23 protein-coding genes are annotated in these 25,576 nt (G+C 68.9%); 12 read left to right on the top strand and 11 right to left on the bottom strand.

Annotated elements, in window-relative coordinates; all coding sequences use genetic code 11:
- The first annotated feature begins 43 nt into the window (after positions 1-43).
- Together ACGFNJ_RS31135 and ACGFNJ_RS31130 are read left to right on the top strand one after the other, a co-directional pair.
- Positions 44-964: an LLM class F420-dependent oxidoreductase gene (locus tag ACGFNJ_RS31135; RefSeq protein ID WP_393456145.1), complete on the top strand. Its 921-nt coding sequence runs from the start codon at positions 44-46 to the stop codon at positions 962-964.
- Position 965: 1 nt separating this feature from the next.
- Positions 966-1,835, top strand: a complete 870-nt coding sequence (locus ACGFNJ_RS31130) for a class I SAM-dependent methyltransferase (RefSeq protein WP_393456142.1) — start codon at positions 966-968, stop codon at positions 1,833-1,835.
- A 4-nt stretch (positions 1,836-1,839) separates the two neighbouring features.
- Here ACGFNJ_RS31130 and ACGFNJ_RS31125 read toward each other — a convergent pair whose 3' ends face one another.
- Entirely contained in the window at positions 1,840-3,891 is a 2,052-nt protein-coding gene (locus tag ACGFNJ_RS31125) for a CocE/NonD family hydrolase (protein ID WP_393456139.1), read from the bottom strand.
- A 283-nt stretch (positions 3,892-4,174) separates the two neighbouring features.
- Here ACGFNJ_RS31125 and ACGFNJ_RS31120 point away from each other — a divergent pair, with 283 nt between their 5' ends.
- The gene (locus ACGFNJ_RS31120; RefSeq protein WP_393456136.1) at positions 4,175-5,080 is read left to right on the top strand and encodes a dienelactone hydrolase family protein; all 906 of its coding nucleotides are present in this window, start codon (positions 4,175-4,177) and stop codon (positions 5,078-5,080) included.
- 19 nt (positions 5,081-5,099) lie between these two features.
- Here the strand turns inward: ACGFNJ_RS31120 and ACGFNJ_RS31115 are convergent, their stop codons facing one another.
- A complete protein-coding gene (locus tag ACGFNJ_RS31115; protein WP_393456133.1) occupies positions 5,100-6,002 on the bottom strand; it encodes a LysR substrate-binding domain-containing protein in 903 nt (300 codons plus the stop codon).
- A 166-nt stretch (positions 6,003-6,168) separates the two neighbouring features.
- On the opposite strand from ACGFNJ_RS31115, the gene ACGFNJ_RS31110 reads away from it, so the two are divergent.
- Complete coding sequence (locus ACGFNJ_RS31110) at positions 6,169-7,296, top strand: PQQ-dependent sugar dehydrogenase (protein WP_393456130.1); 1,128 nt, start codon at positions 6,169-6,171, stop codon at positions 7,294-7,296.
- Between the two features lie 23 nt (positions 7,297-7,319).
- Here ACGFNJ_RS31110 and hutI read toward each other — a convergent pair whose 3' ends face one another.
- The 5 genes from hutI to hutH form a co-directional block, all read right to left on the bottom strand.
- Positions 7,320-8,477 carry an imidazolonepropionase gene (gene hutI / locus ACGFNJ_RS31105; RefSeq protein ID WP_393456127.1) on the bottom strand — a complete coding sequence of 386 codons (1,158 nt, stop codon included), beginning with the start codon at positions 8,475-8,477 and terminating at the stop codon, positions 7,320-7,322.
- Complete coding sequence (locus tag ACGFNJ_RS31100; RefSeq protein ID WP_393456124.1) at positions 8,465-9,769, bottom strand: formimidoylglutamate deiminase; 1,305 nt, start codon at positions 9,767-9,769, stop codon at positions 8,465-8,467. Before ACGFNJ_RS31100 ends, hutI begins: the two co-directional genes overlap by 13 nt.
- Before the next feature lie 28 nt (positions 9,770-9,797).
- Positions 9,798-10,979, bottom strand: coding sequence for an allantoate amidohydrolase (locus ACGFNJ_RS31095; RefSeq protein WP_393456121.1), 1,182 nt, complete (start codon positions 10,977-10,979; stop codon positions 9,798-9,800).
- Positions 10,980-11,034: 55 nt separating this feature from the next.
- On the bottom strand, positions 11,035-12,687 hold the full coding sequence (gene hutU, locus ACGFNJ_RS31090; protein ID WP_393456118.1) for a urocanate hydratase: 1,653 nt from the start codon (positions 12,685-12,687) through the stop codon (positions 11,035-11,037).
- A gap of 67 nt (positions 12,688-12,754) precedes the next feature.
- A complete protein-coding gene (gene hutH / locus ACGFNJ_RS31085) occupies positions 12,755-14,314 on the bottom strand; it encodes a histidine ammonia-lyase (RefSeq protein ID WP_393456115.1) in 1,560 nt (519 codons plus the stop codon).
- A gap of 87 nt (positions 14,315-14,401) precedes the next feature.
- Between hutH and ACGFNJ_RS31080 the strand changes: the two genes are divergently transcribed.
- Positions 14,402-15,184 (top strand): IclR family transcriptional regulator, encoded by a 783-nt coding sequence (locus ACGFNJ_RS31080; RefSeq protein ID WP_393456112.1) that lies wholly within the window; start codon positions 14,402-14,404, stop codon positions 15,182-15,184.
- 11 nt (positions 15,185-15,195) lie between these two features.
- Here the strand turns inward: ACGFNJ_RS31080 and ACGFNJ_RS31075 are convergent, their stop codons facing one another.
- Positions 15,196-15,981: an SAM-dependent methyltransferase gene (locus ACGFNJ_RS31075; RefSeq protein WP_393456109.1), complete on the bottom strand. Its 786-nt coding sequence runs from the start codon at positions 15,979-15,981 to the stop codon at positions 15,196-15,198.
- Between the two features lie 256 nt (positions 15,982-16,237).
- Between ACGFNJ_RS31075 and ACGFNJ_RS31070 the strand changes: the two genes are divergently transcribed.
- Genes ACGFNJ_RS31070 through ACGFNJ_RS31060 form a run of 3 tightly spaced genes read left to right on the top strand, consistent with a single transcriptional unit; the run spans position 16,238 to position 18,149 of the window.
- On the top strand, positions 16,238-16,732 hold the full coding sequence (locus ACGFNJ_RS31070; RefSeq protein ID WP_393456106.1) for a MarR family winged helix-turn-helix transcriptional regulator: 495 nt from the start codon (positions 16,238-16,240) through the stop codon (positions 16,730-16,732).
- Positions 16,729-17,151: an organic hydroperoxide resistance protein gene (locus tag ACGFNJ_RS31065; RefSeq protein ID WP_393456103.1), complete on the top strand. Its 423-nt coding sequence runs from the start codon at positions 16,729-16,731 to the stop codon at positions 17,149-17,151. Before ACGFNJ_RS31070 ends, ACGFNJ_RS31065 begins: the two co-directional genes overlap by 4 nt.
- Before the next feature lie 14 nt (positions 17,152-17,165).
- On the top strand, positions 17,166-18,149 hold the full coding sequence (locus ACGFNJ_RS31060; RefSeq protein ID WP_393456100.1) for a zinc-binding dehydrogenase: 984 nt from the start codon (positions 17,166-17,168) through the stop codon (positions 18,147-18,149).
- 28 nt (positions 18,150-18,177) lie between these two features.
- Here the strand turns inward: ACGFNJ_RS31060 and ACGFNJ_RS31055 are convergent, their stop codons facing one another.
- From ACGFNJ_RS31055 to ACGFNJ_RS31045, 3 genes are all read right to left on the bottom strand, one after another.
- On the bottom strand, positions 18,178-19,731 hold the full coding sequence (locus ACGFNJ_RS31055; RefSeq protein ID WP_393456097.1) for a phytoene desaturase family protein: 1,554 nt from the start codon (positions 19,729-19,731) through the stop codon (positions 18,178-18,180).
- 159 nt (positions 19,732-19,890) lie between these two features.
- The gene (locus tag ACGFNJ_RS31050) at positions 19,891-20,589 is read right to left on the bottom strand and encodes a hypothetical protein (protein WP_393456094.1); all 699 of its coding nucleotides are present in this window, start codon (positions 20,587-20,589) and stop codon (positions 19,891-19,893) included.
- A gap of 85 nt (positions 20,590-20,674) precedes the next feature.
- Entirely contained in the window at positions 20,675-21,607 is a 933-nt protein-coding gene (locus tag ACGFNJ_RS31045) for a PDR/VanB family oxidoreductase (RefSeq protein ID WP_393456091.1), read from the bottom strand.
- Positions 21,608-21,812: 205 nt separating this feature from the next.
- Between ACGFNJ_RS31045 and ACGFNJ_RS31040 the strand changes: the two genes are divergently transcribed.
- From ACGFNJ_RS31040 to ACGFNJ_RS31025, 4 genes are read left to right on the top strand one after another with little or no spacing between them, the layout of a single operon-like run.
- A complete protein-coding gene (locus ACGFNJ_RS31040; RefSeq protein ID WP_393456088.1) occupies positions 21,813-22,970 on the top strand; it encodes an acyl-CoA dehydrogenase family protein in 1,158 nt (385 codons plus the stop codon).
- A gap of 24 nt (positions 22,971-22,994) precedes the next feature.
- On the top strand, positions 22,995-23,519 hold the full coding sequence (locus tag ACGFNJ_RS31035) for a YiiD C-terminal domain-containing protein (RefSeq protein WP_393456085.1): 525 nt from the start codon (positions 22,995-22,997) through the stop codon (positions 23,517-23,519).
- Positions 23,516-24,439 carry an alpha/beta fold hydrolase gene (locus tag ACGFNJ_RS31030; protein WP_393456082.1) on the top strand — a complete coding sequence of 308 codons (924 nt, stop codon included), beginning with the start codon at positions 23,516-23,518 and terminating at the stop codon, positions 24,437-24,439. The genes ACGFNJ_RS31035 and ACGFNJ_RS31030 overlap by 4 nt, the downstream gene beginning before the upstream one ends.
- On the top strand, positions 24,420-25,553 hold the full coding sequence (locus ACGFNJ_RS31025; protein WP_393456079.1) for an ABC transporter ATP-binding protein: 1,134 nt from the start codon (positions 24,420-24,422) through the stop codon (positions 25,551-25,553). Before ACGFNJ_RS31030 ends, ACGFNJ_RS31025 begins: the two co-directional genes overlap by 20 nt.
- Positions 25,554-25,576: the final 23 nt, after the last annotated feature.

The raw sequence follows: 25,576 nt of genomic DNA, 5'->3' as shown, positions 1-25,576 counted from the left end.
CAGAACAGGGGTCGCGGGCGTACTCTCGGGCACGATGGTGATCATGGAATTACGCATCTTCACCGAACCGCAGCAGGGTGCCAGCTACGACACGCTGCTGACCGTTGCCAAAGCCACCGAGGACCTCGGCTTCGACGCGTTCTTCCGGTCCGACCACTACTTGGCGATGGGCGACGGCGACGGTCTGCCAGGACCCACCGATGCCTGGATCACGCTCGCCGGGCTGGCCAGGGAAACCAAGCGGATCCGGCTCGGCACGCTGGTGACCGCGGCGACCTTCCGGCTGCCTGGCCCGCTCGCCATCCAGATCGCTCAGGTGGACCAGATGTCCGGCGGCCGTGTGGAACTCGGCCTCGGCAGTGGCTGGTTCGCCGACGAGCACCGCGCGTACGGCATCCCGTTCCCCGCGGACAAGTTCGCGCGGTTCGAGGAGCAGCTCGCGATCATCACCGGACTGTGGTCGACGAAGCCGGGCGACACGTTCACCTTCGAGGGCACGCACTATCAGCTGACCGACTCCCCCGCGCTGCCCAAGCCGGTGCAGGATCCGGTGCCGGTGCTGATCGGCGGCCACGGCGCGACCAGGACGCCGCGCCTGGCCGCACAGTACGCGACCGAGTTCAACATGCCGTTCTCCTCGATCGAGGACAGCGCCCGCCAGTTCGACCGGGTGCGTGCGGCCGTCGAGGCCCGCGGCCGCCGCAAGGACGATCTCGTCTACTCGAACGCCCTCGTCGCCTGTGTCGGCGCGAACGACGCGGAGGTGGCGCGGCGGGCCGCGGCGATCGGCCGTGAGGTGGACGAGCTGAAGCTCAACGGCTTGGCCGGCTCCCCCGCCGAGGTGGTCGACAAGATCGGCCGCTACGCCGAGATCGGCGCACAGCGCATCTACTTGCAGATCCTCGACCTCGCGGATCTGGACCACCTCGAGTTGATCGCCAGCCAAGTGCAGTCGAGGCTCTGACATGCAAGGCGGACGACCGAGCCGGACGGCACTGGCCACCGCGCGCGCTCGCGCGTACCACCAGATCGCGCCCGATCCTCGGGTCTTCACCGACCCGCTCGCGGTGGCGATCACGGGCCACAGTGCCGACGAACTGACCGACCTCTCTGTCGCGGCCATCGCGGACGCGTCGCCGACGGACGTCGCCTTACAGCGGCTGCGGCGGCTGTCCATCGCGGGCCGGGCGCGCTTCGGTGAGGACACCATCGCCGACGCGGTGGCGAGCGGAGTGCGCCAGGCGGTGATCCTCGGTGCCGGGCTGGACACCTTCGCCTATCGCAACCCACACCAGGAGCTGCGGGTCTTCGAGGTCGATCATCCGTCGACGCAGCTGTGGAAGCGACAGCTGCTCGCCGACGCGGGCATCACCGTCCCGGATTCGCTGACGTTCACCCCGATCGACTTCGAAAATGCCACGCTCGCTTCGGGTTTGGCTGCGGCGGGCTTCGACCGAAGCCAACCCGCCGTGTTCATCTGGCCCGGCGTCGTGATGTATCTGACCCTCGACTCGATCCGGGCAACGCTGCGCTATATCGCCGAACAGGCGACGCCGGTGCGGCTGGTGCTCGACTATCTGTTGCCGTTCGCCGAGGCCGCGCCGGAACTGCGCGCGCAGCTGGAAGTGCGCGCTGCGCGCGTTGCCTCGGTCGGGGAACCGTGGTTGAGCTACTTCACCACCGCCGAGATGGCGGCCGAGCTGCGGGCGGCAGGCTTCGACACGATCGAGGACCATGCGACGCCGGAGGCACTGGCCGGCTATGTCGGTCGCGCCGAGCTCGGTCCGCAGCCGGACATGCTGCACAGCCACCTCATCCGCGCGGGCCGCGGCTGACGGGTCACTCCAGCGGTCTGCTGGTCGGCAGGTTCACGAAGCTGGGTTCGGCCGGATCGAGCCGCAGGTACTGCGGTTTGAGCTCGGTGTTGTTCAGCAGCGGCCGGAAAGCCACTGCCTTGGGCGAGTTTCCGGCGAACACGTCGACGCGCAGCCGGTGGCCCGGCTGGAGCACGGCCTGCACCGGGATGACCGCGATGTCCAGCACGACGGGCTCGCCCGGCGCCACCGGTCGCAGGCTGTCCAGCGTGATCGGGTTGTGCGGCGCGGTGTAGTCGCCGTTGGCCGAGCGGGTGCTCTTCGCCTCGTCGACGGCGCGCATCGACGCGGTGAGCTGTCCGGTGCTGAGCACGGTCGAAGTTCCTTCCGGCGCAACATCGTTCACCGTGGCCGCCCAGTAACCGTCCGTCGCCTCGTGCACGGCGTTGAGGTGCAGGTTGATCGGGCCGGAGATGATCGTCTGCGCGCCGACGGGTGCGCTGGTGAAGGTCAGCGCGTTACGTTCGGCGATGCGAGAATCCTTGGCGCACATGTCGAGCACCGCGGTCATCCCGGCGGCGCCCTGCGCGGTGTCGCGGGAGCACACGGTGGTGAGGCCGGGGGTGACGGTCAGGGTGCGCTGCTCGTCGGGCTTCGTCGCCGACAGCGAACCGTCGTACCCGCTGTCCGCGGTGCCGCTGGGTGTCGCGGTGAGATAGACCCGGCGATGGGTGGTGTCGGGCTGCGGGAACTCGTCGAGGGTGACCCAGCCACCGCCCTGCTCCCACACCGTCACCGGACCGAACTCGCCGATGCCGTGATCAATGTTCTTGAGCCACTTGTCGAACCACACCCGCTGCAGCACCTCCAGCCGCGGCGGGCCGCCCGGCACGCCGGTCCCCGCACCGGGGTTCGCGTGGTAGGTGTCGCCGACCACCAGTCGTTTCTCGTTGGCGGCCAACGGGATCGCGTTGAACAGCGTGGTGGCGCTGTTGGCGAAGATGTCGTGCCAGCCGCCATAAACGAAGGTGGGCACGGTGATTCGATCCGGATGCCCGAGAATGCCCTTGCGGAAATCGCTGTCGCGGTCGAGCGCGGCGGCCAGGGTCGGCGGGATATCGGCGAGCGACGGCGTGAGCAGCGCCTGGATCAGCAGGTCGTAGTTGGTGGACGGGTCGGCAACGCGGTCGCGGAACCACCGCCAGTCGAAGGTGCCGTTCAGCATCGACCGCATGTCGGGGATCAGCTTCAGCTGGTTGACATTGCTCAACCACATCGGCAGGAAGGTGGCGCCGATGCCGCCGCCAGGAGCGACGACGTCGCGCATGAGGTCGCTGCCCGGCTCCACCGGGAAGATGGCTTTCAGTGCGGGCGGGGCGTTTTCGGCCGCGCGGAGCTGGTTGATGCCCGCGTAGGAGCCGCCGCTCATCCCGATCTTGCCGTTCGACCACGGTTGGGTCGAGGCCCAGTCGATCACCTCGCGGGTGTCCAGCTGCTCGCGGGCGCCGAGGGTGTCCCAGGTGCCCTGGGAGAAGCCGGTGCCGCGCACGTCGGCGACGACCAGCGTGTAGCCGCTGCGGATCAGGCTGCGGTCGATGCCGAGCATGGTCGGCACGGTCCCGCCGTCGAGCGCGTGTAGCAGGTCCTCGAAGCCGCTGAACGGTGTCCCCGATAGGTTCACCCGGCGGAGCAGATCGAGCGCGAGCGGTTGCAGGCCGGGCACGGCCATCGCCGAATCGACCAGGTTCGACAGCAATTTGGTGTACGGGGTGAGATTCACGATGGTCGGCAACGGCTGCGGCGCCACGGTGCCTGCCGCATCGGCCGGGCGGTATACGTTCGCCTTGAGGACGACCCCGTCGCTCATCCGGATCGGGACATCCCAGTCGATGTGCACGTCCGCGTAATCCTGGGGGCCGTCGTGCAGCGCGGTCCATTGTTCGCGTTGGGTCTCGACGCGGGATTCGGCCGACGCGGTAGGTGTCGCAAATCCACCGCCAACGACAACGATCGTCAGCGCGGTCGCCACTCGGGTCACACAGACAAGGCGTTGTGCCACTTGATACCGCGAAAGCATTCTTCTCCTCGACCGATGTGCCGCATGTTGATTGGGTTCCGCAGGATCGAGGTGACAACATAGCAATCCATTCGCTAATTACTGGGAGGTACGGCCCGGTCGGTTTGTCGTCGAGGCGGATTGCGTTGCGCTATATCGCATTTGCCCGATTTTTCGCCGATAGATACCGCGCGGTTGGATTTAAGAATTCCGGATCCGCGCAATCCAGCGCTGTTCACCCGAGAGCCGCCATACCGTTGCCGAAATCAGCGCGAATCATGGCGCCTGGGCCTACGTTGGTCCCATGACGCCGCTGCAGCGCTACATCGCGGAAGAAATCGCCGCCGATCACGCCGACGGACTGCTGAACCGGCGCGAAGCGCTACGCCGATTGGGCCTCCTCGGGTTCGGAGTGCCCGCGGCCGTCGCGCTGCTCGCCGCCTGCGGCGGTGACGACACCGACCGGCCCGCCGCGACGCAAACCGCCACCGCGCCACCGCCTTCCGCGCCACCGGGAACGAGCACTGCGGTGCCGACCACCCCGATCAGCTTCGCGGGCACCGACAATCGCGCATTGCAAGGTGCGTGGGCCGCGGCCGCACAGCCCCGTGGCGCCGTCCTCGTCGTGCACGAGAACAAGGGTCTCACCGACCACATCCGTTCGGTCACCGGACGATTCGCCGGTGCGGGATACTCCGCGCTCGCCGTCGATCTGCTCTCGGCGAAGGGCGGCACCGCCGCCTTCACCGACCCGGCGGCCGCGACCGCCGAACTCAGCAACACCCCGCAGGACCAGTTCATCGCCGACCTGCGCGCCGGACTCGACGAGCTCGGCCGCCGGGTGCCTGGCAAGAAGATCGGCGCCACCGGATTCTGCTTCGGCGGCGGCCTGGTCTGGTTGCTGCTCGCCTCAGGTCCGTCCGCGCTCGCGGCCGCGACACCGTTCTACGGTCCCTTCCCCGACGGCGGCGACCTGAGCCGCTCGAAGGCCGCCGTCCTCGGCGTGTACGCGGCCAAGGACGCGCGCGTCGACGCCTCCCGCCCGGCCGCCGAGGCGGCGCTCAACCGGACCGGCAATCCGCACGAGATCTGGGTGGCGCCGGACGCCGACCATGCCTTCTTCAACGACACCGGCCAGCGCTACGCACCGGTCGCCGCCACCGAGGCATGGACCAAGGTATTGGCTTGGTACGGCACGCATCTGGGCTGAACTCGGCGGCGCGCAGGGATCAAGAAGCCTGGTCGCCGAGTGCGACGTCGCGGCAGGCCTCCAGCAGCGGATGCAGCCGTTCCATGGCATTGCTGCGCACCGCGAGCACGGTGGGCAGCGCGAGCACACCCGGCGTACACAACGGCAGGAACGCCACCCGGCTGCTGCGCAACAGCCTGGCGTGCGGCGCGTAGAGGACCGTCCACCCGACGGCCCCCGCGCCGAGCGCGGCCAGCGTGTCCTGGATCGAGATCTGTTCGGGCCCGAGAATCGGCTCGAAACCCGAGTTCTTGCACGCGGCGAGCACGAGATCGTCGAGCAGCGCGTTGTTCTGGCGGTTGGTCAGGTACAGCGGAAGCTCAGCGAGCTCGGCAAGATCGACGCAGCGCTCCGCGGCCGAGGGATGATCGGCGGGCAGTGCGACAACCAGTTCGTCGTGCCAGACCGGGATCTGGCGCACCCCCTCGGGCGCCGCGACCTCGCCGCGCAAGAACGCCGCGTCCCACTCGTGTTCGGAAACCTTGCGCAGCCGCTGCCCGAGGGCGGCCGACGTCAACTCCACCCGGATGCCCGGCGCGCGCTGTTTCAGCGCGACGAGCAACCGCTCCAGTCGCTCGCCCATGCCGCGGCTGGTGCCGATCCGTAACACGGTCGGACTCTCCGTCAGGAACTCGGTGACGCTGGCCCGCGCACGTCGTTCCGCGGCAAGCACCTTCTTGGCCGCAGGCAGGAACGCCGCCCCGGCCTCGGTGAGGCGGACGTGCCGTGGCGAACGTTCCAGCAGCACCACGCCGAGCTCACGTTCGAGCCTGCCGAGCTGCTGACTCACTGACGACTGCACGATCATCAGTCGTTCCGCCGCCCTGCCGAAATGTAGTTCCTCGGCGACAGCGACGAAGTATCTCAGTTGACGAAGCTCCATGACCTCTCAACGGGGTTCGGTGAACAAGAATGGGGGTCAGGCTACAGACCTTGCCACACAACCAAACCACATGGCTTCTTCCCCGCGCGTCGCGCGGAGATCTGGTGGAGTCCTGGACGACAATGAACAACCCCGCCGTCCACACTCGATACCGTCGGAGGCAGCCATGCGTAACGCCATCGCCGCGGCGAAACGTGGTCGCGTGGTGTGCGTCTCGCTCACCGTGGTGTTGACCGTCGGCGTGCTCGCCGGCTGCGGCGCCGGCGGCGGCCCCGCGCTCACCGGTGCGCCGGGCCCTGCGCTCAGCACCGCGCCGAGCCAACCCGCCGGTTCGCCGGACCTCGGGACGGCCGAAGAGATCGCGCACGGGATCGATGTGCCATGGGGGCTGACCTTCCTTCCCGGTGGCGACGCGTTGATCGCGGAGCGCAATACCGGACGGATCCTGCGGATCACCGCTGGGCGCGCGCCGGAACAGGTGTATGAGGTGCCCGGTGTCGTCGCGCGGGGCGAAGGCGGGCTGCTCGGCCTTGCGGTGTCGCCGCAGTACGCCGAGAACCCGTACGTCTACGCCTATTTCACGGCCGAGAACGACAATCGGATCATCCGGTTCCGGGCCGGCGGTCCGCCGGAGCTCCTCTTCGGCGGAATCGCCAAGGCAGGCAACCACAACGGCGGCCGGATCGCGTTCGGACCCGACGGCATGCTGTACGTCGGCACCGGTGACGCGGGACAGACCGCGCGTGCGCAGGATCCGGCGAGCCCCAACGGGAAGATTCTGCGCCTGACGCCCGAAGGACAACCCGCGCAGGGCAATCCGAACCCGGGATCGCCGATGTACAGCCTCGGCCATCGCAACGTGCAGGGGCTCGCCTGGGACCGCGCGGGGCGGCTGTTCGCGGCGGAGTTCGGCCAGAACCGGTTCGACGAGATCAACCTGATCGAGCCGGGCCGAAACTACGGCTGGCCCACCGTCGAAGGCAACGGCGGCGCCGATCGCGGCTACACCGATCCCTTGGTGACATGGACGACCGCCGAGGCGTCGCCCTCGGGAATCGCGATCGCCGGGGACACCATGTACGTGGCCGCATTGCGTGGCGAACGGCTGTGGACCGCGCCCGTGCGCGACGGCAAGGCCGGTACGCCACGAGATGTCCTGCAAGGCAGCTACGGTCGGCTGCGCACGGTGGCGGTGGCGCCCGACGGCGCGCTCTGGGTCACCACCTCCAACACCGATGGCCGCGGCACGATTCGCCCCGGCGACGACCGCATCCTGCGCTTCCCCGCCCGGTGACGACGCGGCAATCACCGCGCCGCTCAGTCGAATACCGGCGGCCGCACCGGTCGCCCGAGCCGCCAGACCGCGAATGTCAGTGGCACACCGGGCCGATAGGCCAGATGGGTGACCGACGGTGCGTCGAGCACCTGGAGATCCGCTCGTGCGCCGACGCCGACGATGCCGACATCGTCGCGCCGCAATGCCCGCGCACCACCCGCAGTCGCGGCATAGACCGCCTCCGCCACCGAAAGTCCCATCTGCAGCACCGCGGTCGCGACACAGAACGCCATCGACGTGGTGTACGAACTGCCCGGGTTGGCATTGGTGGCCAGCGCCACCGTTGCCCCCGCGTCCAGCAGCGCGCGGGCAGGCGCCAGCCGCTGCCTGGTCGACAGATCACAGGCGGGCAGCACGGTGGCGACGGTGTCGGAGGACGCGAGTGCCTCGATGTCGTTGTCGCTGAGATACGTACAGTGATCCACGCTCGCCGCGCCGTGGCGCACCGCCAATTGCACGCCGGCCCCGGCACCGAGCTGATTGCCGTGCACCCGCAGCCCTAGTCCACGCGCCTGCGCCGCACGCAGCACCTTCTCCGACTGTGCCTCGTCGAAAGCGCCTGTCTCGCAGAAGACATCGGCCCACCGCACGTGCGGCGCGACCGCGTCCAGCATCTCGCCGCACACCAGGTCCACGTACGCGTCGGCGTCCATGCCCGCGGGCACCAGGTGCGCGCCGAGGAATGTGACCTCGTCGGCGACCGATGCCGCGAGCCGGGCCGAGCGGAGTTCGTCGGCGACGGTGAGCCCGTAGCCGGTCTTGGTTTCCACGCAGGTGGTGCCTTGGCGCTGCGCCTCGGTGAGATGGCGGGCCAGGTTGGCGGCGAGGGTCTCGTCCGAGGCCGCCCGCGTGGCGGCGACGGTGGTCGCGATGCCGCCTGCGCGGTACGGCCTGCCTGCCATCCTCGCCTCGAATTCGGCGGTGCGATCACCGGCGAAGACGAGATGGGTGTGGCTGTCCACCCATCCTGGTAGCGCCGCCCTGCCGCCGACATCGATCCGATCGTCGGCCGCAGGCGCCGCCGATGCGGGTCCGACCCACGCGAAGCGCTCGCGTTCGAGCACCACCGCTGCGTCGCGCAGCGGGCCGTCCTCGGTGTTGGTTGTGAGTTCGCCGATACCGGTGATCAGGGTCGACACAGTGCCTCGATCTCCTCTCGCAGCACGATTTCCGGATGGTCCACCCGAAGGTGGCGATGGTCGGAGACGACGGGACGGCCCGCGACCAGCACCGCGCGCACGTCGCTCGCGGTCGCGGCGAACAGCGCGGCGGCGGGCGCGGTGCCCGCGGTGCGGATCGAATCCAGGTCGATGGTGACCAGGTCGGCCGCGGCGTCCTGCGCGATCCGGCCGACCTTGGGCCAGCCGATCGACGCGTGATCTGTTGCGGCGCGATACAACTCGGCCGGGGTGAACCGGCCGCGGGCCCGGCTGGCCAACCGCTCGTCGAGTTCGAGAGCGCGCCATTCCTCGAAGGCGTCGATCACGGCGTGGCTGTCGGTGCCGAGGCACAGGCCGACCCCGGCGTCCGCGAGCGCCCGCGCCGGGCCGATGCCGTCGCCGAGATCGCGCTCGGTGGTGGGGCAGAAACACGCGCGGGTGCCGCTGTCGGCGAGCAGTCCGATATCGGCGTCGGTGAGGTGGGTGGCATGCACGGCGACCGTCTGCGGGCCGAGCAGGCCGGCCTCCGCCAGCAGTGCCGAGGGTGTACGGCCGTGCGCCGCAAGACAATCAGCGTTCTCCGCGGGCTGCTCGGACAGGTGCACGTGCACCGGCTTGCCGTCGGCCGCGGCCGCCACCACCGACAGTGCGTCGGCGGGCACCGCACGCACGGAGTGGGCGGCGACGCCGGTCCGGACCAGGTCCGGTTTCGGCGTGAACGCGGCGGCGCGCTCGGCCCATTTCTCGGCGGTGCCGTCACTGAACCGGAGCTGGTGCTCCCCCAGCTCGACGCCGAATCCGCCTGCCAGATAACACGTATCGAGCAGCGTGAGCCGGATGCCCGCGTCGTCGGCGGCGGCCGCGAGCGCCGCGCTCATCGCGTTGGCGTCCGCATAGGGCGTACCGCCTGGCGCGTGATGCAGGTAGTGGAACTCGCCGACGCTGGTGTACCCGGCCAGCACCATCTCGGCGTACACCGCGCGGGCCAGCCGATAGTACGAGTCCGGATTCAGCTGCGCGGCAACGGCATACATCCGCTCCCGCCAGGTCCAGAAGGTGCCTTGATCGTGCTGGGTGCGGCCACGCAGTGCCCGATGGAACGCGTGCGAATGCGCGTTGGCGAAGCCGGGGATCGTCAAACCGGGCAACACCGTGCCCGTGCGCTCCGTCCCGGCGCGCACCGACCCGATCGTGCCGCCACGTACCTCGATCGTCACCCCGGCGGCGAGACCGTCCGGCAGCCAAGCGTATTCGGCCCAGTAGACGCTCATGGCTGCACCTCGCCGGCGCTCGGCTCCGTCATGCCGACAACTCCGCCAGCACCCGCGCCAGACTCTGCGCACCGCTCTCGACGTCGGCGGGCTCGGCGAATTCCTCCGGCGCGTGGCTGATCCCGGTGGGGTTGCGCACATACAGCATGCCGGAGGGCACATGCCCGGCGAGGATGCCCGCATCGTGCCCGGCGCCGGTGGGCAGCGCGGGCACGCCGCCGAGCACGTCGTCCATCCGCCGCCGCAGGGTTTCGTCGAAAACGACGTCGTCCGAATAGGACTCCTCGGTGACGGTGAGCGTGCAGCCTTCCGCCGCGGCGGCCTCATGCGCCGCGGCGGTGATGTCCTCGACCAGTGCCGCGGTGCGTCCGTCCCCGGCGACCCTGGCGTCGAGCCACAGATCCACCGTTGACGCGATGACGTTCGTGCCGCCGGGCGTCGGCACCAGCCTGCCGACCGTCGCCCGCGCATCCGACATGGCGGCGGCGGCCCTACGGGCGGCGGCCACCACCGTCGCGGCGGGCAACATCGGATCGTGCCGGTCGGTGAGCCGGGTGGCACCCGCGTGATTGCCCTGACCGGCGAACGAGAACCGGTACCGGCCGTGCGCGATGATGCTGCTTCCGGTCGCGATCGCGCTGTCCAGGTCGATCAGCCCGCGGCCCTGCTCCACGTGCAGCTCCACGAAACACCCGATCTGGGCCAAAGATTCGGGGTCGGCGCCGAAGCGCTTCGGATCGTGTCCCGCCTTCACGGCCGCCTCGGCCAGGGTGATGCCCTCGGCGTCGCGCAGCGCGCGGGCCTTGTCGGGATCGATGGCACCGGTGAGCAGCCGAGAGCCGAGGCACGGCACGCCGAAGCGGCCGCCCTCCTCCTCCGCGAACACCAGCAGCGCGAGCGGCTTGGCCGGCGTGAAACCCTGCTCCCGCAGGATCTCCAGCGCCGCAAGCCCGCTGGCCACGCCGAGCGGCCCGTCATAGGCGCCGCCGCCGGGCACCGAGTCGAGATGACTGCCGGTGACCACCGCGCCGGTGCCTGGACTTCCCCACCAAGCCCAGATATTGCCGTTGCGGTCGGTGTTCACGTCGAGCCCGCTGTGCAGTGCCTGGTCGATGAACCAGTCGCGCATCTCGAAATCGGCGTAGTCGTAGACGTGCCGCGAGTAGCCGCCGCGCCGGGAATCGCGCCCGACGCCGGCGATTTCGTTCATCAGCTGATTCACGCCCACGGCGTCGTCACTCCCGTTCTGCCGTGTGCACGGCTGGTCACTGCGCCTCGTGCATGGGGATGCGGACGCCGCGCTCGGCGGCCACCTCGTTGGCGCGTTCGTAGCCCGCGTCCACGTGCCGGATCACGCCGGTGCCGGGATCGTTGGTGAGCACCCGCTCGATCTTCTGTGCCGCAAGCGCGGTGCCGTCGGCCACACACACCTGGCCTGCGTGGATCGAGCGGCCGATGCCGACGCCGCCGCCGTGGTGGATGGAGACCCAGGTGGCGCCCGACGCGGTGTTGAGCATGGCGTTGATCAGCGGCCAGTCCGCGATCGCGTCGGAGCCGTCGGCCATCGACTCGGTCTCGCGGTACGGCGACGCGACGCTGCCGGAATCGAGATGGTCGCGGCCGATCACGATCGGCGCGCTGAGCTCGCCGTTGGCCACCATCTCGTTGAAGCGCAGCCCGGCCCGGTGCCGCTCGCCGTAGCCGAGCCAGCAGATGCGCGCCGGAAGTCCTTGGAAGGCAACGCGTTCGCTCGCCATCCTGAGCCAGCGGCGCAGCGACTCGTTCTCCGGGAACAGCTCGATCATGGCCTGGTCAGTGGCCGCGATGTCCTTCGGGTCACCCGAGAGCGCCGCCCAGCGGAACGGTCCCTTGCCCTCGCAGAACAGCGGCCGGATGTAGGCGGGCACGAAGCCCGGGAAATCGAAAGCGCGCTCGCAGCCGCCGAGTTTGGCCTCGCCGCGCAGCGAGTTGCCGTAGTCGAAGACCTCGGCGCCGCGGTCGAGGAAGCCGAGCATGGCCCCGACGTGCTCGGCCATCGACTCGCGGGCCCGATCGGTGAACTCGTCCGGCTTCTTCGCCGCGTAGTCGGCCCAGTCCTCGACGGCGATGCCGCGCGGTAGGTAGGCCAGCGGGTCGTGCGCGGAGGTCTGGTCGGTGACGATGTCGGGGTCGAGGCCGATCTCGAGCAGCTTGGGCAGCAGCTCGGCGGCGTTGCCGATCAGGCCGACGGACAACGCCTTTCGCTGCCTGCGCGCGTTGGACACCCGGATCACCGCGTCGTCGAGGTCGTTGGCGATCTCATCGAGGTAGCGTTCCTGCACCCGCCGCTCGGCACGGGCCCGATCGCACTCGATCACCAGCGCCACACCGTCGTTCATGGTGACCGCGAGCGGCTGCGCGCCGCCCATGCCGCCGAGACCCGCGGTCAGCGTGAGCGTGCCCGCCAGCGAACCGCCGAAGCGCTTGTCCGCGATCGCCGCGAACGTCTCGTAGGTGCCCTGCAGGATGCCCTGGGTGCCGATGTAGATCCACGAGCCTGCGGTCATCTGGCCGTACATGGTGAGGCCCAGCGATTCGAGCCTGCGGAACTCCGGCCAATTCGCCCAGTCACCAACGAGATTCGAGTTGGCGATGAGCACCCGCGGCGCCCACTCGTGCGTGCGGAACACCCCGACCGGCTTGCCCGACTGCACCAGCAGCGTCTCGTCGGCCTCCAGCGTGGTCAGGCACCGGGTGATCGCGTCGAAGCTGGCCCAGTCCCTGGCCGCCTTCCCGGTCCCGCCATACACCACCAGATCCTGCGGCCGCTCGGCCACTTCCGGATCCAGATTGTTGTGCAGCATCCGCATCGCGGCCTCGGTCTGCCAGTTCTTCGCGGTGAGCTGCGCTCCCCGCGCCGCCCGCACTACCCGACTCATACCAACCTCCAATAGATTCCGGCCGCGAGCAAGGCCTGGCCGCGGCAGCTTTCGTCGAACCCCGCCGTCATGACTCGTTCGACGAGCCGAGGTGGGGGTGCACTGCTCGAGTGAGGGCGCCGGAGCGGATCAGCGCCTCGGCGGCGGCGATCTCGGGCGCGAGGTGCCGGTCCGGGCCGGGGCCATCGACGGTGTCGCGCAACAGGGCGCGGGCCGCTTCGGTGGCCGGACCGGGCTGCAGCGGGGCGCGGAAGTCCAATGCGCGTGCCGCGGTGAGGTATTCGATCGCGAGCACGGTGGTCAGTCCGTCGACCGCGGTGCGCAGTTTGCGCGCGGCCGACCAGCCCATCGAGACGTGGTCCTCCTGCATCGCGCTGCTCGGGATCGAGTCCACCGACGCGGGCACGGCGAGGCGCTTGAGCTCGCTCACCACGGCGGCCTGGGTGTACTGGGCGATCATGTGCCCGGAGTCGACGCCGGGATCGCCCGCCAGGAACGGCGGAAGTCCGTGCGAGCGTGCGACATCGAGCATCCGGTCGGTGCGGCGCTCGGCCATGCTCGCCACGTCGGCGACCGGGATGGCCAGGAAGTCGAGCACATAGGCGACCGGGGCGCCGTGGAAATTGCCGTTGGACTCCAGCCTGCCGTCGCCGAGCACCACGGGATTGTCGATGGCGGACGCCAATTCGCGTTCGGCGACCAGCTCGGCGTGCGTGACCGTGTCACGGGCCGCGCCGTGCACCTGCGGTGCGCACCGCAGCGAGTACGCGTCCTGCACCCGATTGCAGTCCGGCCCACGGTGACTCGCCACGATCGCGGACCCGGCGAGGGCGGCGCTGATCCGCGCGGCCGACCTGGCCTGGCCGGGGTGCGGGCGCAGCGCCTGCAGGTCGGCGGCGAACACCCGGTCGGTGCCGAGCAGCGCCTCGACGCTCATGGCCGCGGTGATGTCGGCGACGTCGAGCAGCATGGTGAGGTCGGCGAGCGCGAGCACCAGCATGCCGAGCATGCCGTCGGTGCCGTTGGTCAGCGCGAGCCCTTCCTTCTCGGCGAGCACGACCGGCTTGATGCCGTTGTCGCGCAACGCCGTTGCCGCGTCCATGACAGTGCCGTCCGCGTCGGTGACCTCGCCCTCGCCCATCAGCGCGAGCGCCACCGCGGCCAGCGGCGCGAGGTCGCCGGAACACCCGAGCGAGCCGTACTCGTGCACGATCGGGGTGATGTCGGCGTTGATCAGCGCGGCCAGGGTGGCCGCGGTCTCCGGGCGGATGCCGGTGTGGCCGGTGGCCAGGGTGCGCAGGCGCAGCACCATCAGCGCGCGCACCACCTCGCGCTCGACCGGGCGGCCCGCGCCCGCCGCGTGCGAGCGGATCAGCGAGCGCTGCAGCGCGACCCGGCTCTCCGGCGGGATGTGCCGGGTCGCCAGCGCGCCGAAGCCGGTGGAGACGCCGTAGGTCGGCACGGTGGCCGCGGCCAGTTCCTCGACGTGTTCGCGTGCCGCGGCCAGCCGCTCCTCCGTAGCCTTACTCAAATGGACCTTCGCGCCGAGGCGCGCGACGGCGACGACGCGCTCTCCCGTCAACGGTCCATCGAGTGCCACGGTCGGTAGCTGTGCAGTGTCCGGCATGGGCTCCATTCCACCGTCGCGGCGGGCAGTGGAGAATGAGGGCGAGGCCGATTCTGTCTGATATCCAAGACACGCCGAGGAGATGGCATGGGAACGAGCAGTGACGTCCCGGCGTTGCGCCGTGGTTTGGCGGTATTGCAACTGCTGGCGGGCCGGGCAGGGCCGATCTCCGCCTCGACCATCGCACGGGAACTCGACCTGCCGCGATCCACCACCTATCACCTGCTCGGCGAGCTGGAAGCGGCCCGCTTCGTGACCCGCCTGCCCAGCGAACGCCGCTACGGCCTCGGCATCGCCGCGTTCGAACTCGGCTCCGCCTACCTGCGCCACGATCCGCTCGAACGCCTGGCCGGGCCGCTGCTGCGGGAACTGGTCGAGGAGGTCGGGCACAACGCACACCTCGGCGTGCTGCATGGCAACGAGCTGCTGTACTTGATCAAGGAGCGGCCGGTGCGGCCGGAAACCTTGGTCACCGGGGTCGGCGTGCGGCTACCCGCACACCTCACCGCGTGCGGTCGCGCGATCCTCGCCCATCTCCCCGCCGCACAGATCCGTGCGCTGTTCCCGTCGGCGTCGTCGTTCGTCCGGCGCACCGAGCGCGGGCCGAATTCCCTTGCGGCACTGCGTTCTATCTTGGCGACCGAGCTCCGGCGCGGTTGGGCCTGCGAGGACGGCCATGTCACTCCCGGCTACGCCTCGGTCGGATACCCCGTCTTCGACCACAACCAGCGACCGATCGCGGCGATCAGCGTGACGCTGCGCCATCACTGCGAAACCATCCCGTGCCCCGCGGACTGGGCGCCGTTGGCCGTCCGGGTTCGAGCCACCGCGGACAGCCTCACGCAGCGCATCGGCGGGCGCACCGGGTAGGTCTTGGAGAGCTAGAGCTTGCGGCCAACGCCGCCCCACGCGGCGGACTCGGCCTCGGTCTCGTCGGTATGCCACCGGTTGACCGGGACGATGCCGGGTTCGACGAGCTCGAGGTTCTTGAAGACTTCGCGGATCTGGTCAACGGTGCGTACATAATAGGGAACCGCACCGGTCTTGGCGTAGTACTCCTGCAATCGGACCAGTCGGCTGTCCTCAGTGGTGCCCTCGTACATCGCGAAATAACTTCCGGACGGAATGGCATCTATCAACGCGCCAGTGATACGCAGAACGTCGTCCCACGTTCGCGCGTGTCCGAGAACTCCCATGAACATGACCGCAAGCGGTTTGTTGAAGTTGAGAATGTTGCGCGCTTCAGCAATTATCTGATCGGGATCGTGGAAATCGGCCTCGACGAGCGCGGTGACACCTTCGTCTGTGGTATTGACCAACAATGCGCGTGCATGTGCAAGGACAAGCGGATCGTTGTCCACATAAACGATCTTGGATTCCGGCGCGACACCCTGCGCGACCTCGTGAGTGTTCTGCATCGTCGGCAGTCCGGTGCCGATATCGAGGAACTGCCGGATGCCCGCATCGGCCGCGATATAGCGCACCACGCGGATCAAGAATCTTCGCGATTGTCGCGCCATAACACCGATATCAGGAAACACCGACGTCCCGGACTCCCCAGCTATTCGATCGACTTCATAAAAGTCCTGGCCGCCGAGCCAGTAGTTCCAGATTCGAGCGGAATGGGGCACATCGGTGCGGATCAAACGATCGGTTTCGCGGACCATGACGCGGCTCCTCGAGATGGGACGTGCGGCTGACTGTACAAGCGACCAGACTGCCGTGTCGGGCAATTCGGAGATAAACACCAAACAGTCACATCGGACACGAGCCTTGTGACCGGACGAGCGCACGGAAACTGTTGCTCCTCCAGCGTCGGCGGCCTGGACACTCTACATCCGCCGACCGGAGGCGACTCCGGGGTGACTGACAACACCTCTAGATAGATTGTGCACAACTTAATTGTGGACTACGTTGTTGGACATGACCGACCACCTCACCCTCGATGAGCAGATCTGCTTCCCGCTCTACGCGGCATCGCGGGCGATGACCGCGGTCTACCGGCCGAAACTGGAACGGCTGGGCCTCACCTATCCGCAGTACTTGGTGATGCTGGCGCTGTGGGAACGCGACGGGCGTAGCGTCGGCGACGTGTGCCACGCGCTCGCGCTGGACTCCGGCACGCTGTCTCCGCTGCTCAAGCGGCTCGAGGCGGCGGGCCTCGTGCGGCGCCAACGCTCGACGGCCGACGAACGTCGCGTCGACATCCAGCTCACCGACCGCGGGCGCGCACTGCGCGACGAAGCCCGCGGCATTCCCGACGAAATGGCCGTGGCCTGCGGCCTTTCCATGGACGAATTCCTCGCGCTGCGCAGCACCCTGCGGCGCCTGACCGATTCGCTCATGGCCTTTCCCGCCCCGCCGGCTACGCCGGCTGCCATCCCCGAAGATCAGCTGAACGAAGGAGAAGAGCCATGAAGATCCTGTACACCGCCGAGGCGCTGGCGACCGGCGACGGGCGCAACGGACACGCACGCAGCACCGACGGCAAGGTCGACGTCATCCTGGCCACCCCCAAGGAGATGGGCGGCAGCGGCGAGGGCACCAACCCCGAGCAGCTGTTCGCGGCGGGCTACGCGGCCTGTTTCCACTCGGCCCTGCGACTGGTCGGCAAGCAGGCCAAGGCGAACATCGACGACTCCGCCGTCGGCGCGCGCGTCGGCATCGGACCCAACGATGCGGGTGGGTTCGGTCTCGCGGTGACCCTCGAGGTGTCGCTGCCCCACCTGTCCCGCGAGGACGCACAAGCCTTGGCCGACAAGGCACATCAGGTGTGCCCGTACTCCAACGCCACCCGCGGCAACATCGACGTCGACGTCGTCCTCGCCGAAGACTGAACGGAGAAGCCATCATGCGTGCGGTAGTCATCGAGAGTTTCGGCGAGCCCAAAGACGTGCTGACCACTGCGGATCAGCCCCTGCCCGAGCCCGGCGAGGGTCAGGTGCGGATCGAGTTGATCCTGGCGCCGATCCACAATCACGACCTCGCCACGGTGCGTGGCGTCTATGGATACAAGCCGTCGCTGCCCGCGATCCCCGGCACGGAGGCCGTTGGGCGGATCGACGCGCTCGGCCCCGGCGTCACCGGTCTGACTGTGGGCCAGCGCATTGCGGTGTCCGGCGCCCAGCAGGTGTGGGCCGAGTACTTCGTCGCCAAGGCCGCGTCGGTCGTGCCGGTGCCGGACACGGTCCCCGACGAGACCGCGGCCCAGCTGCTGGCCATGCCGCTCAGCGCGCTCATGCTGCTCGAGGATCTCGACGTCGCGCCTGGCGAATGGATTGCCATCAACGCGGCCAACGGCGCTGTCGGACGGCTCGTCAATGTGCTTGCGCGGCAACGGGATATCAACGTGTTGAACCTGGTGCGCGGGCCGAAGTCGGTCGAGGCATTGCGCGCGGCCGGCTTCGAGCCGGTCATCGACACCGAGGCCGATGGCTGGGTCGAGGCGGCCAAGGCCGCGACATCGGGCGCGCCGATCGTGCGCGTCGTCGATCAGGTGGCAGGCAAGGCAGGCAGCGCCGCACTGGATCTGCTCGCCGCCAAGGGGCAGTTCATCTCGTTCGGCGCACTGTCCGGGCAGCCGCTGACGCTCAACCCTGGCACCCTCATCTTCAAAGAGGCAGTGGTCAAGGGTTTCTGGGGCTCGACGCGGGGCAAGGAGGCCACTCCCGAGGAGCTCCGGCGGCTCATCGGCGAGCTGGTGACCGCGGCGGCCCAGGGTGTCCTGCGGCTCGAGATCGAGGCCACCTATCCCCTGGAGCAGGCGGCCGACGCGGCTGTGGCCACCGAAACTCCCGGGCGCAGTTCGAAGATCGCGTTGGCGCCGAAGGTGTGACGCGCGCCTGAACTGACGCGAGCCTGAACTACGGGCGCAGTTCGAGAACGGCCATGGCGGCATTGTGACCTGGAATGCCGCTGACGCCGCCGCCTCGGACTGCGCTCGCGCCGCACAATAGGACGTTGCGGTGGCCGGTCGCCACACCCCACCGCGAGGACGGGTCGGTGTCGGCGTCGTCGGCCTGGAACGGAAACGCCAAGTCGCGGTGGAAGATGTGACCGCCGGGCAGGCCGACCTCACGCTCGAGATCGAGCGGAGTCTTCGCCTCCAGGCATGGCTCGCCGTTCGCGTCCACCGCGAGGCAGTCGCTGATCGGCTCGGCGAGCACCGAATCCAGTTGCGCAAGAGTTGCTTTCACCAGTGCCTCCTTGGCGGCGACCGGATCCTTCGCGAAAAGCTTTGCCGGTGTGTGCAACCCGAACAACGTCAGCGTGTGCGCCCCTTGCGCGGCCAACTCCGGCGACAGGATCGACGGGTCGGTCAGCGTGTGGCAGTAGATCTCCGACGGCGGCGCGGACGGTATCCGGCCGATCGCCGCCTCGCCGTACGCCCGATCCAGCTGGGCGTAGGACTCGCCGATGTGAAAGGTCCCCGCGAACGCCTCTGTCGGGTCGACCGCGGCATCACGCAACCGCGGCAAGCGCCGCAGCAACATGTTGACCTTCAGTTGCGCCCCTTCGGGTTTCGACGACTCCGGCGCGCCGAGCAGCCCCGCCAGCTCGTGCGACGCCGCGTTCACCAGAACATAGCCCGCGCCCACCGCCCCACCCGCATACCGCACTTCGGCACTACTACCGTCGGTCTCGATCGCGGTCACCTCGCAGTCGGTCACGATCTCCGCACCGGCGGTGCGCGCGGCCCCGGCCAGCGCGTCGGTGAGCGCGCCCATGCCACCGACCGGAACATCCCAGTCGCCGGTCCCGCCGCCGATCACGTGGTAAAGGAAGCACCGGTTCTGCCGCAGCGTCGCATCATGTGCGTGGGTGAACGTGCCGATCAACGCATCGGTGAGCACCACCCCACGCACCGTGTCGTCGGCGAACTCCGACTCGATGGTCTCCCCGAGCGGCCGCTTGAACAGCGCCGTCCACGCCACCGGATCATCGACGACCCGCTCCAGCTCGGCCCTCGACGGCAACGGCCGCGTCAACGTGGGAAACACCCGCTCGGCCAACCGCCCGGTCATCCCGTAAAACCGTTGCCACGCAACAAAATCCCGATCCGAACCGGTCAGCTCGACAAAGCTCGCCCTGGTCCGCGCTTCCGACCCGGTATCGACAAGCAGCCCACCCGAGCCCACCGGTGTATACGACGAAATCCGCCGCCGCCGTGTCGCGAACCGCAGCCCCAATTCCTCGACAATCTGCCGGGGCAGCAAACTCACCAAATACGAATACCGGGACAACCGTGCGTCCACCCCGTCGAAGACCCGCGCCGACACCGCGGCGCCGCCGGTATGCCCCTGCCGCTCCATGACCAGCACCGACCGCCCGGCCCGCGCCAGGTACGCGGCGGCCACCAATCCATTGTGGCCACCCCCCACAATCACCACGTCATACGACGACCGCGTCGGCTCCATTCGTCCTCGATAGCACGAATCCCCACCACCCGGCACAGATACCGCCGAGAACACGACACTGCGCGCACGGCATCGACACGCGAAGACCCCGTCCGGCCGTCGGGACCGGACGGGGTCGGGTGTCCCCCAGCGAACGCGTGCTGGGATCCTCCCCACTACCTACTTAGCCGGAGGAATAGACGGCTGGTTGATGGTGGAGAAGTACTGGATGGCCGCACCGATCGCGACCGGGGCGGTCACGAAGATCTGCCCTGCGACGGTGCCGAGGGCACCGACCGCGGCGACGCCGATGAGGCAGCCGACCGCGGCGGCCGGGATGAACGGGCCGAACAGGCCTGCGATGGTGCCCGCGACGATGGTGGCTGCCGCCAGGCCGCCGAGGACGCAGCCGACGGCCGCGCCGCCGAGCCCACCGACCAGGGTGCCGACGGTGGCGCCCATGCTGATGGTGCTGGTCAGCCTGCTCCAGGCGGCCTGCTCACGGTCGTAGTCGGTCTTCCATGGCGCCTTGTCCTCGAACGGCAGGGCGACGGGCTTGTAGGTCGCCTTGCTCATCTCGAGCTGCGGGGTCAGCGTGGCGGTGTGGCCCGCGATGTCCGCGGCGATCGGGAACTCGAAGTCATCGAGCCGGAACTTGAGTTCGGTGCCAGCGAGCACCGTTCCGTCGGTCGCCTTGATCTTGAAAGCACCGTTCTCGACATCCATGGAGCCGCCGACGGTCTGGATAATGGTCTGCGTGTCGGTCGCGTTGGCCGTGAATTCGACCGCTTCCGAACTGCCGGGCTGCGCGGCGACGGTGCCGGCAGCGATCCCGACCGCGGCGGTGAGCCCTGCGGCCACCGCAACGATTTTCCTCATCGAATACTTTCTCTCTTCTCGGTTTTTCTTGAGATCGGGTGCGTCGAGCGCACCCCATGCCGGTCGCGAAACACGCACCGGCAAGTCAGAGATCGAGGACGAGCACGTCCGATCCGGCGCGGGACACGCACAGCATCATGGTGTTGCCGCGGGCCCGCTCCGCCGCGGTGAGAATCGAGTCGCGATGGTCGATATCGCCCGCGAGTACGGCGGTTTCGCAACTGCCGCAGGTGCCTTCGCGACACGAGGTGATGATGCTGATACCCGCGCCCTCGAGCACGTCGGCGATCGTCTGCTTGGCCCCGATCCGGAAGGTTCTTCCGCTGCTTGCCAATTGGACCTCGAAGGGGGCGTCGACAGCCGCCGTGACGGGGCGCGGCACGAACCGTTCGACATGGACGGACAGGCCGTGCCGTGCGCCCTCGGCTTCGACGGCCACGAGCAACGGTTCCGGCCCGCAGCAGTAGACCGCGGCATCGCCCTGCCCCGCCATGATCGCGGCGAGCGGCAGCAAGCCGTGCTGATCCTGCGGCAGCAGTACGACATTCGCGTGCCGCTGCGCCAGCTCGTCGGCGAACGCCATGTGCGCCATGGTCCGCCCGCCGTAGTGCAGCGACCACTGCGCACCCGACGCCTCGGCGGCGGCGAGCATCGGCAGGATCGGGGTGATCCCGATACCGCCGGCGACGAACACGTACCTGTCCCGCGCCACGAGCTCGAAGTTGTTGCGCGGCAGCGACACCTGCAGCTGCACACCCGCAACCGCGGTCCGCCGCAAATGATCCGAGCCGCCGCGGCCCGCAGGCTCGTGCAGCACCGCGATCCGCCACCGGTCCGGCTTCCCCGGATCGCCGCAGAGCGAATACTGACGGACACCTGCGGCGCCCACCGCCACATCGATGTGCGCGCCCGGTGTCCAGCTCGGCAATTCGCCGCCACCGACGGCAGTCAGTTCGAGCGCGAACACGCCTTCGGCTACCTCGTGGCGAGCCGACACCAGTACTGGAAACTCGGTCATCTCGTCTCCTGTATCCCGCGGGACTTCCCGCACCCAGTCGACGTCGTCCGTGCTCGCACGCCGCCTCCTGCGCCTGCATTCGTCATCGCGATCACCGTCGCGGACAACCCCCACCGGCACCGCAGACGAACGCGCAGTCGATTCGCACAATCGACGTTGACTATCGCCCCGACTCAGACGGCCCATCGGACCCGAAACTTGCGCCATGACCACTGTGGGGCAATTGGTGGACAAGACCACCCAGTTCATTCGTGACCAGGTCGTTCCGGTGGAACGCGAGGTCGTCGTCGACGGTCGGGTGATGGACGACGCGCTGCGTCTCGACCTGCAGAAAAAGGCCAAGGAGGCGGGCGTGTTCGGCCCGCTGTCCGATCCGCGCTACGGCGGACTCGGCCTGGACACCCGCGCTCAGGCCCAGGTGCTCGAGGCCGCGGGCGCCAGCCTGCTCGGCCCGATCGCCGTGAACGCGTGGGCGCCCGACGACGGCAACATCCATCTCCTCGCCCATGTGGCCAACGCCGAGCAACAGGAACGCTATCTCGCGCCGCTCGCCTCGGGCGAGGTGCGCTCGGCGATCGCCATGACCGAACCCGCGCCGGGGGCAGGCTCGGATCCCGGCATGCTGCAGACGGTGGCCGAGGAGACCGACGACGGCTGGGTCATCAACGGCGCCAAGCACTTCACCACGGGTGCGCAGGGCGCCGCGTTCACCATCTGCGTGGCTCGCACCGGTGACGGACCGACCATGTTCCTGGTGGACCAGGACAACCCCGGTCTGCGGGTCGGCCGCCGGATGCCGACGCTCGATCACACCAGCGCGCCAGGCGGACACTGCGAGGTCACCTTCGTCGACTGCGTTGTCCCGGATTCCGCCGTGCTCGGCGAGGTGGGCCAAGGTCTGGCGCTCGCTCAGGTGCGGCTCGCACCGTCCCGGCTGGTGTTCTGCATGAACTGGCTCGGCCTCGCGGTGCGCGCGCACCGGCTGGCGATCGAACACATCAGCACCCGAACCTCTTTCGGCGTCCCGATCGCCGATCACGGCTTGGCCCAGGGCATGGTCGCGGACAACGAGATCGACATCGCCGCCGCCCGCGGCGTCATCCGCACCGCGGCCGAGACCATCGACGCACAGGGGCCGACCGCCTCACAGGCGCGCCACGACGCGTCGATCGCGAAAACCTTTGTTTCCGAGGCGGTCTGGCGGGTGCTCGACCGGGCCGTCCAGCTGCACGGGGGTCTCGGCGTCTGCGAGGACTACCTGGTCGCTCGATTCCTGGTGGAGGCCAGAGCCTTCCGCATCTACGAGGGACCCTCCGAGGTCCTGCGTTGGTCCATTGCCCGCCGCGCACTGCGCAATCGCTGAAGACACCGCTGAAGGGAGCATCGCATGACCACCCGAGAAATCGCCGGATTCGCCGCCGCCTATCCCGAACTCGACGGCGCCGCCGTCGATTACGAATACCTGCGGGCCGTGTCGCAGGACCTGGTGCCGTTCGGCCGCCACGTCGGCACCCGCATCACCGAGATCAGCGCCGAGCGGGCCGTTGTCGAGATCCCCGCCGTCGACGCGGTCCGCAACCACATGGGCACCGTGCATGCGGGCGCGCTGTTCACCGCCGCCGATATCGGCGGCGCCGCGGCGTTCGTCGGCGCGGCCGCGCCGCGGCTGTCCACCATCGAGCGACTGGTGCTGCGGGCGGGCACCGCGTCCTACCGCAAACCCGCCATCGGCCGCATCCGCGCGATCGCCACCGTGGATCGGCGCGAGCTCGACGAGGTGCTCACCGCCGCCGTGTCGAACCGTTTCGAGTTGTCCGGCAAGGCAATGCTTGTCGACGACGGCGACGTGGTCGTCGCCAAGTTCACCTTCGACTATGTCTGCGACGTCACCATCGCGGAGTCGGACCGGTGACGACGGCGGCCCCCAAGAAGGGCTCGGAGTTCACGGCGCTCGAATCCGCGTCCGTCGCCACCAGCGACGGCGTCACCTTCACCGTCCGGTTCCTGCCGGGTAAGAAGCCTGACGCGCCGGTGGTGCTGATTCTGCCCGCCATGGCGATGAAGGCCAAGAACTATCTGCTGCTCGCGAAAGAGCTGAACGCCCAGGGCCTTTCGGTCGCCACCTGCGATCTGCGCGCCCACGGCGAGGCGCAGCCCGAGCTCGGGTTGGCCCGCAACTTCGGCTACCGGGAGATGCTCGAGATCGACATGCCCGCGATCGTCGACGCGGTGCGGCAGCGCTTTCCTGAAGCGCCACTGCATCTGTTCGGGCACAGCCTCGGCGGGCAGGTGGCGCTACTGTTCGCCGCCGCCGAGCCCGACAAGGTCGCCGGGGTCACGGTCATCGGCACCGGCACGGTGTTCTGGTGGGCGTTCGGCGCGAAGCGCTGGTGGGAGGCGCTGAGCCAGATCCAGTGGATCGGACTGGTGGCGCGCTGGAAGGGCCACTGGCCCGGCGGCGTGCTGATCCCGGCCCCGATGCCTGGCGGTGTCATGCGCGACTGGGCGATGCACTCGCTGACCAGCTACTACCGGCCGAAAGGCACAGCGCGCCAGTACAACACGCTGTTGCGCAAGATGACCGTGCCGGTCCTGGTCATCTCGCTGTCCGACGATGTGCTCGGCCCCAAATCCAACGTCGACTTCCTGGTCTCCCGGATGCCGAACGCGCGCGTCACCCAGTGGCACGTCGACGAGGATTCGCCGATCGAGCACCGCGACCACTTCACCTGGGTCAAGGATTCGCCCGCACTCGCGGCCCGCGTCGCGACCTGGATCGTCGCAGGCGAACTGCCCGGCGGAGGAAAGACTGATGGCACGACTGCGCATTGACAAGGTGTCGAAGCAATTCGGCGCGACCTACGCGGTGCGCGGTGTGAGCCTCGACATCGCCGACGGCGAATTTCTGGTGCTGCTCGGGCCGAGCGGCTGCGGCAAGTCCACGCTGCTGCGGATGATCGCGGGCCTGGAGGATCCGACCGACGGCCTGATCCTGTTGGACGACAACGACATCACGCACCGGGCGCCGCAACAGCGGGACCTGGCGATGGTGTTCCAGAGCTACGCGCTCTACCCGCACCTGACCGTCGCCAAGAACATCGGCTTCCCGCTGCGCGCCAGGCACACCCCGCGGGCCCGGATCGCCGAGCGGGTGGCCGAGGTGGCAGGCGTGCTCGGCCTCGACGAGCTGTTGCGGCGCAAGCCCGCGGCACTGTCGGGTGGCCAGCGGCAGCGAGTCGCATTGGCGCGCGCCATGGTTCGCGATCCCGGCGCCTTCCTGATGGACGAGCCGCTGTCCAACCTGGACGCCAAGCTGCGCAGCGCGACCCGCGCCGAGCTCATCGACCTGCACCGCAGGCTCGGCGCGACGTTCCTGTACGTCACCCACGACCAGGTCGAGGCGATGACCATGGCCGACCGGATCGCGCTGCTCAACGAGGGCAGGGTGGAGCAGGTCGGCACGCCGACCGAGCTGTACGACCGGCCGAGGTCCACCTTCGTCGCCGGGTTCCTCGGCGCACCGCCGATGAACCTGTTCCCCGGCGTCGTCACCGAACGGGCGGGCAGGCTGTTCCTGATCGCCGACGGTATCGACGCCGAATTGGCCATCACCGCAGCGGATTTCGGCGGCGACGTCGAGGTCACCGCGGGTATCCGGCCCGAGCGACTGCGCTTGGACGCGGCCGCAGACACCCTCCGCGGTCGAGTGAGCATGGTGGAGAACCTCGGTAGCGAGGAGCTCGTCCACTTCAGCACCGGCACCATCACCCTGTGTGCCCGCGCACCACGCCCAGCAGGCGTGCACGTCGACGAAAAAATCGGGCTGCGTGTCGATCCCGCCGATATCCACCTGTTCCATCCCACCTCCGGCCTGCGCATGACCTGGCAGGAACCCGAACAGGACGTCCACCGCGACAGCACCGCCGAAGTCGTTGCCGTCGCCTGACTCGTGACAACGCCGTCCGACCC

Source organism: Nocardia sp. NPDC049149 (assembly GCF_043197455.1).
Taxonomy (GTDB): domain Bacteria; phylum Actinomycetota; class Actinomycetes; order Mycobacteriales; family Mycobacteriaceae; genus Nocardia.
Note: the sequence above shows the minus strand (reverse complement) of the source record. Positions and strands in the feature narration are given on the sequence as shown.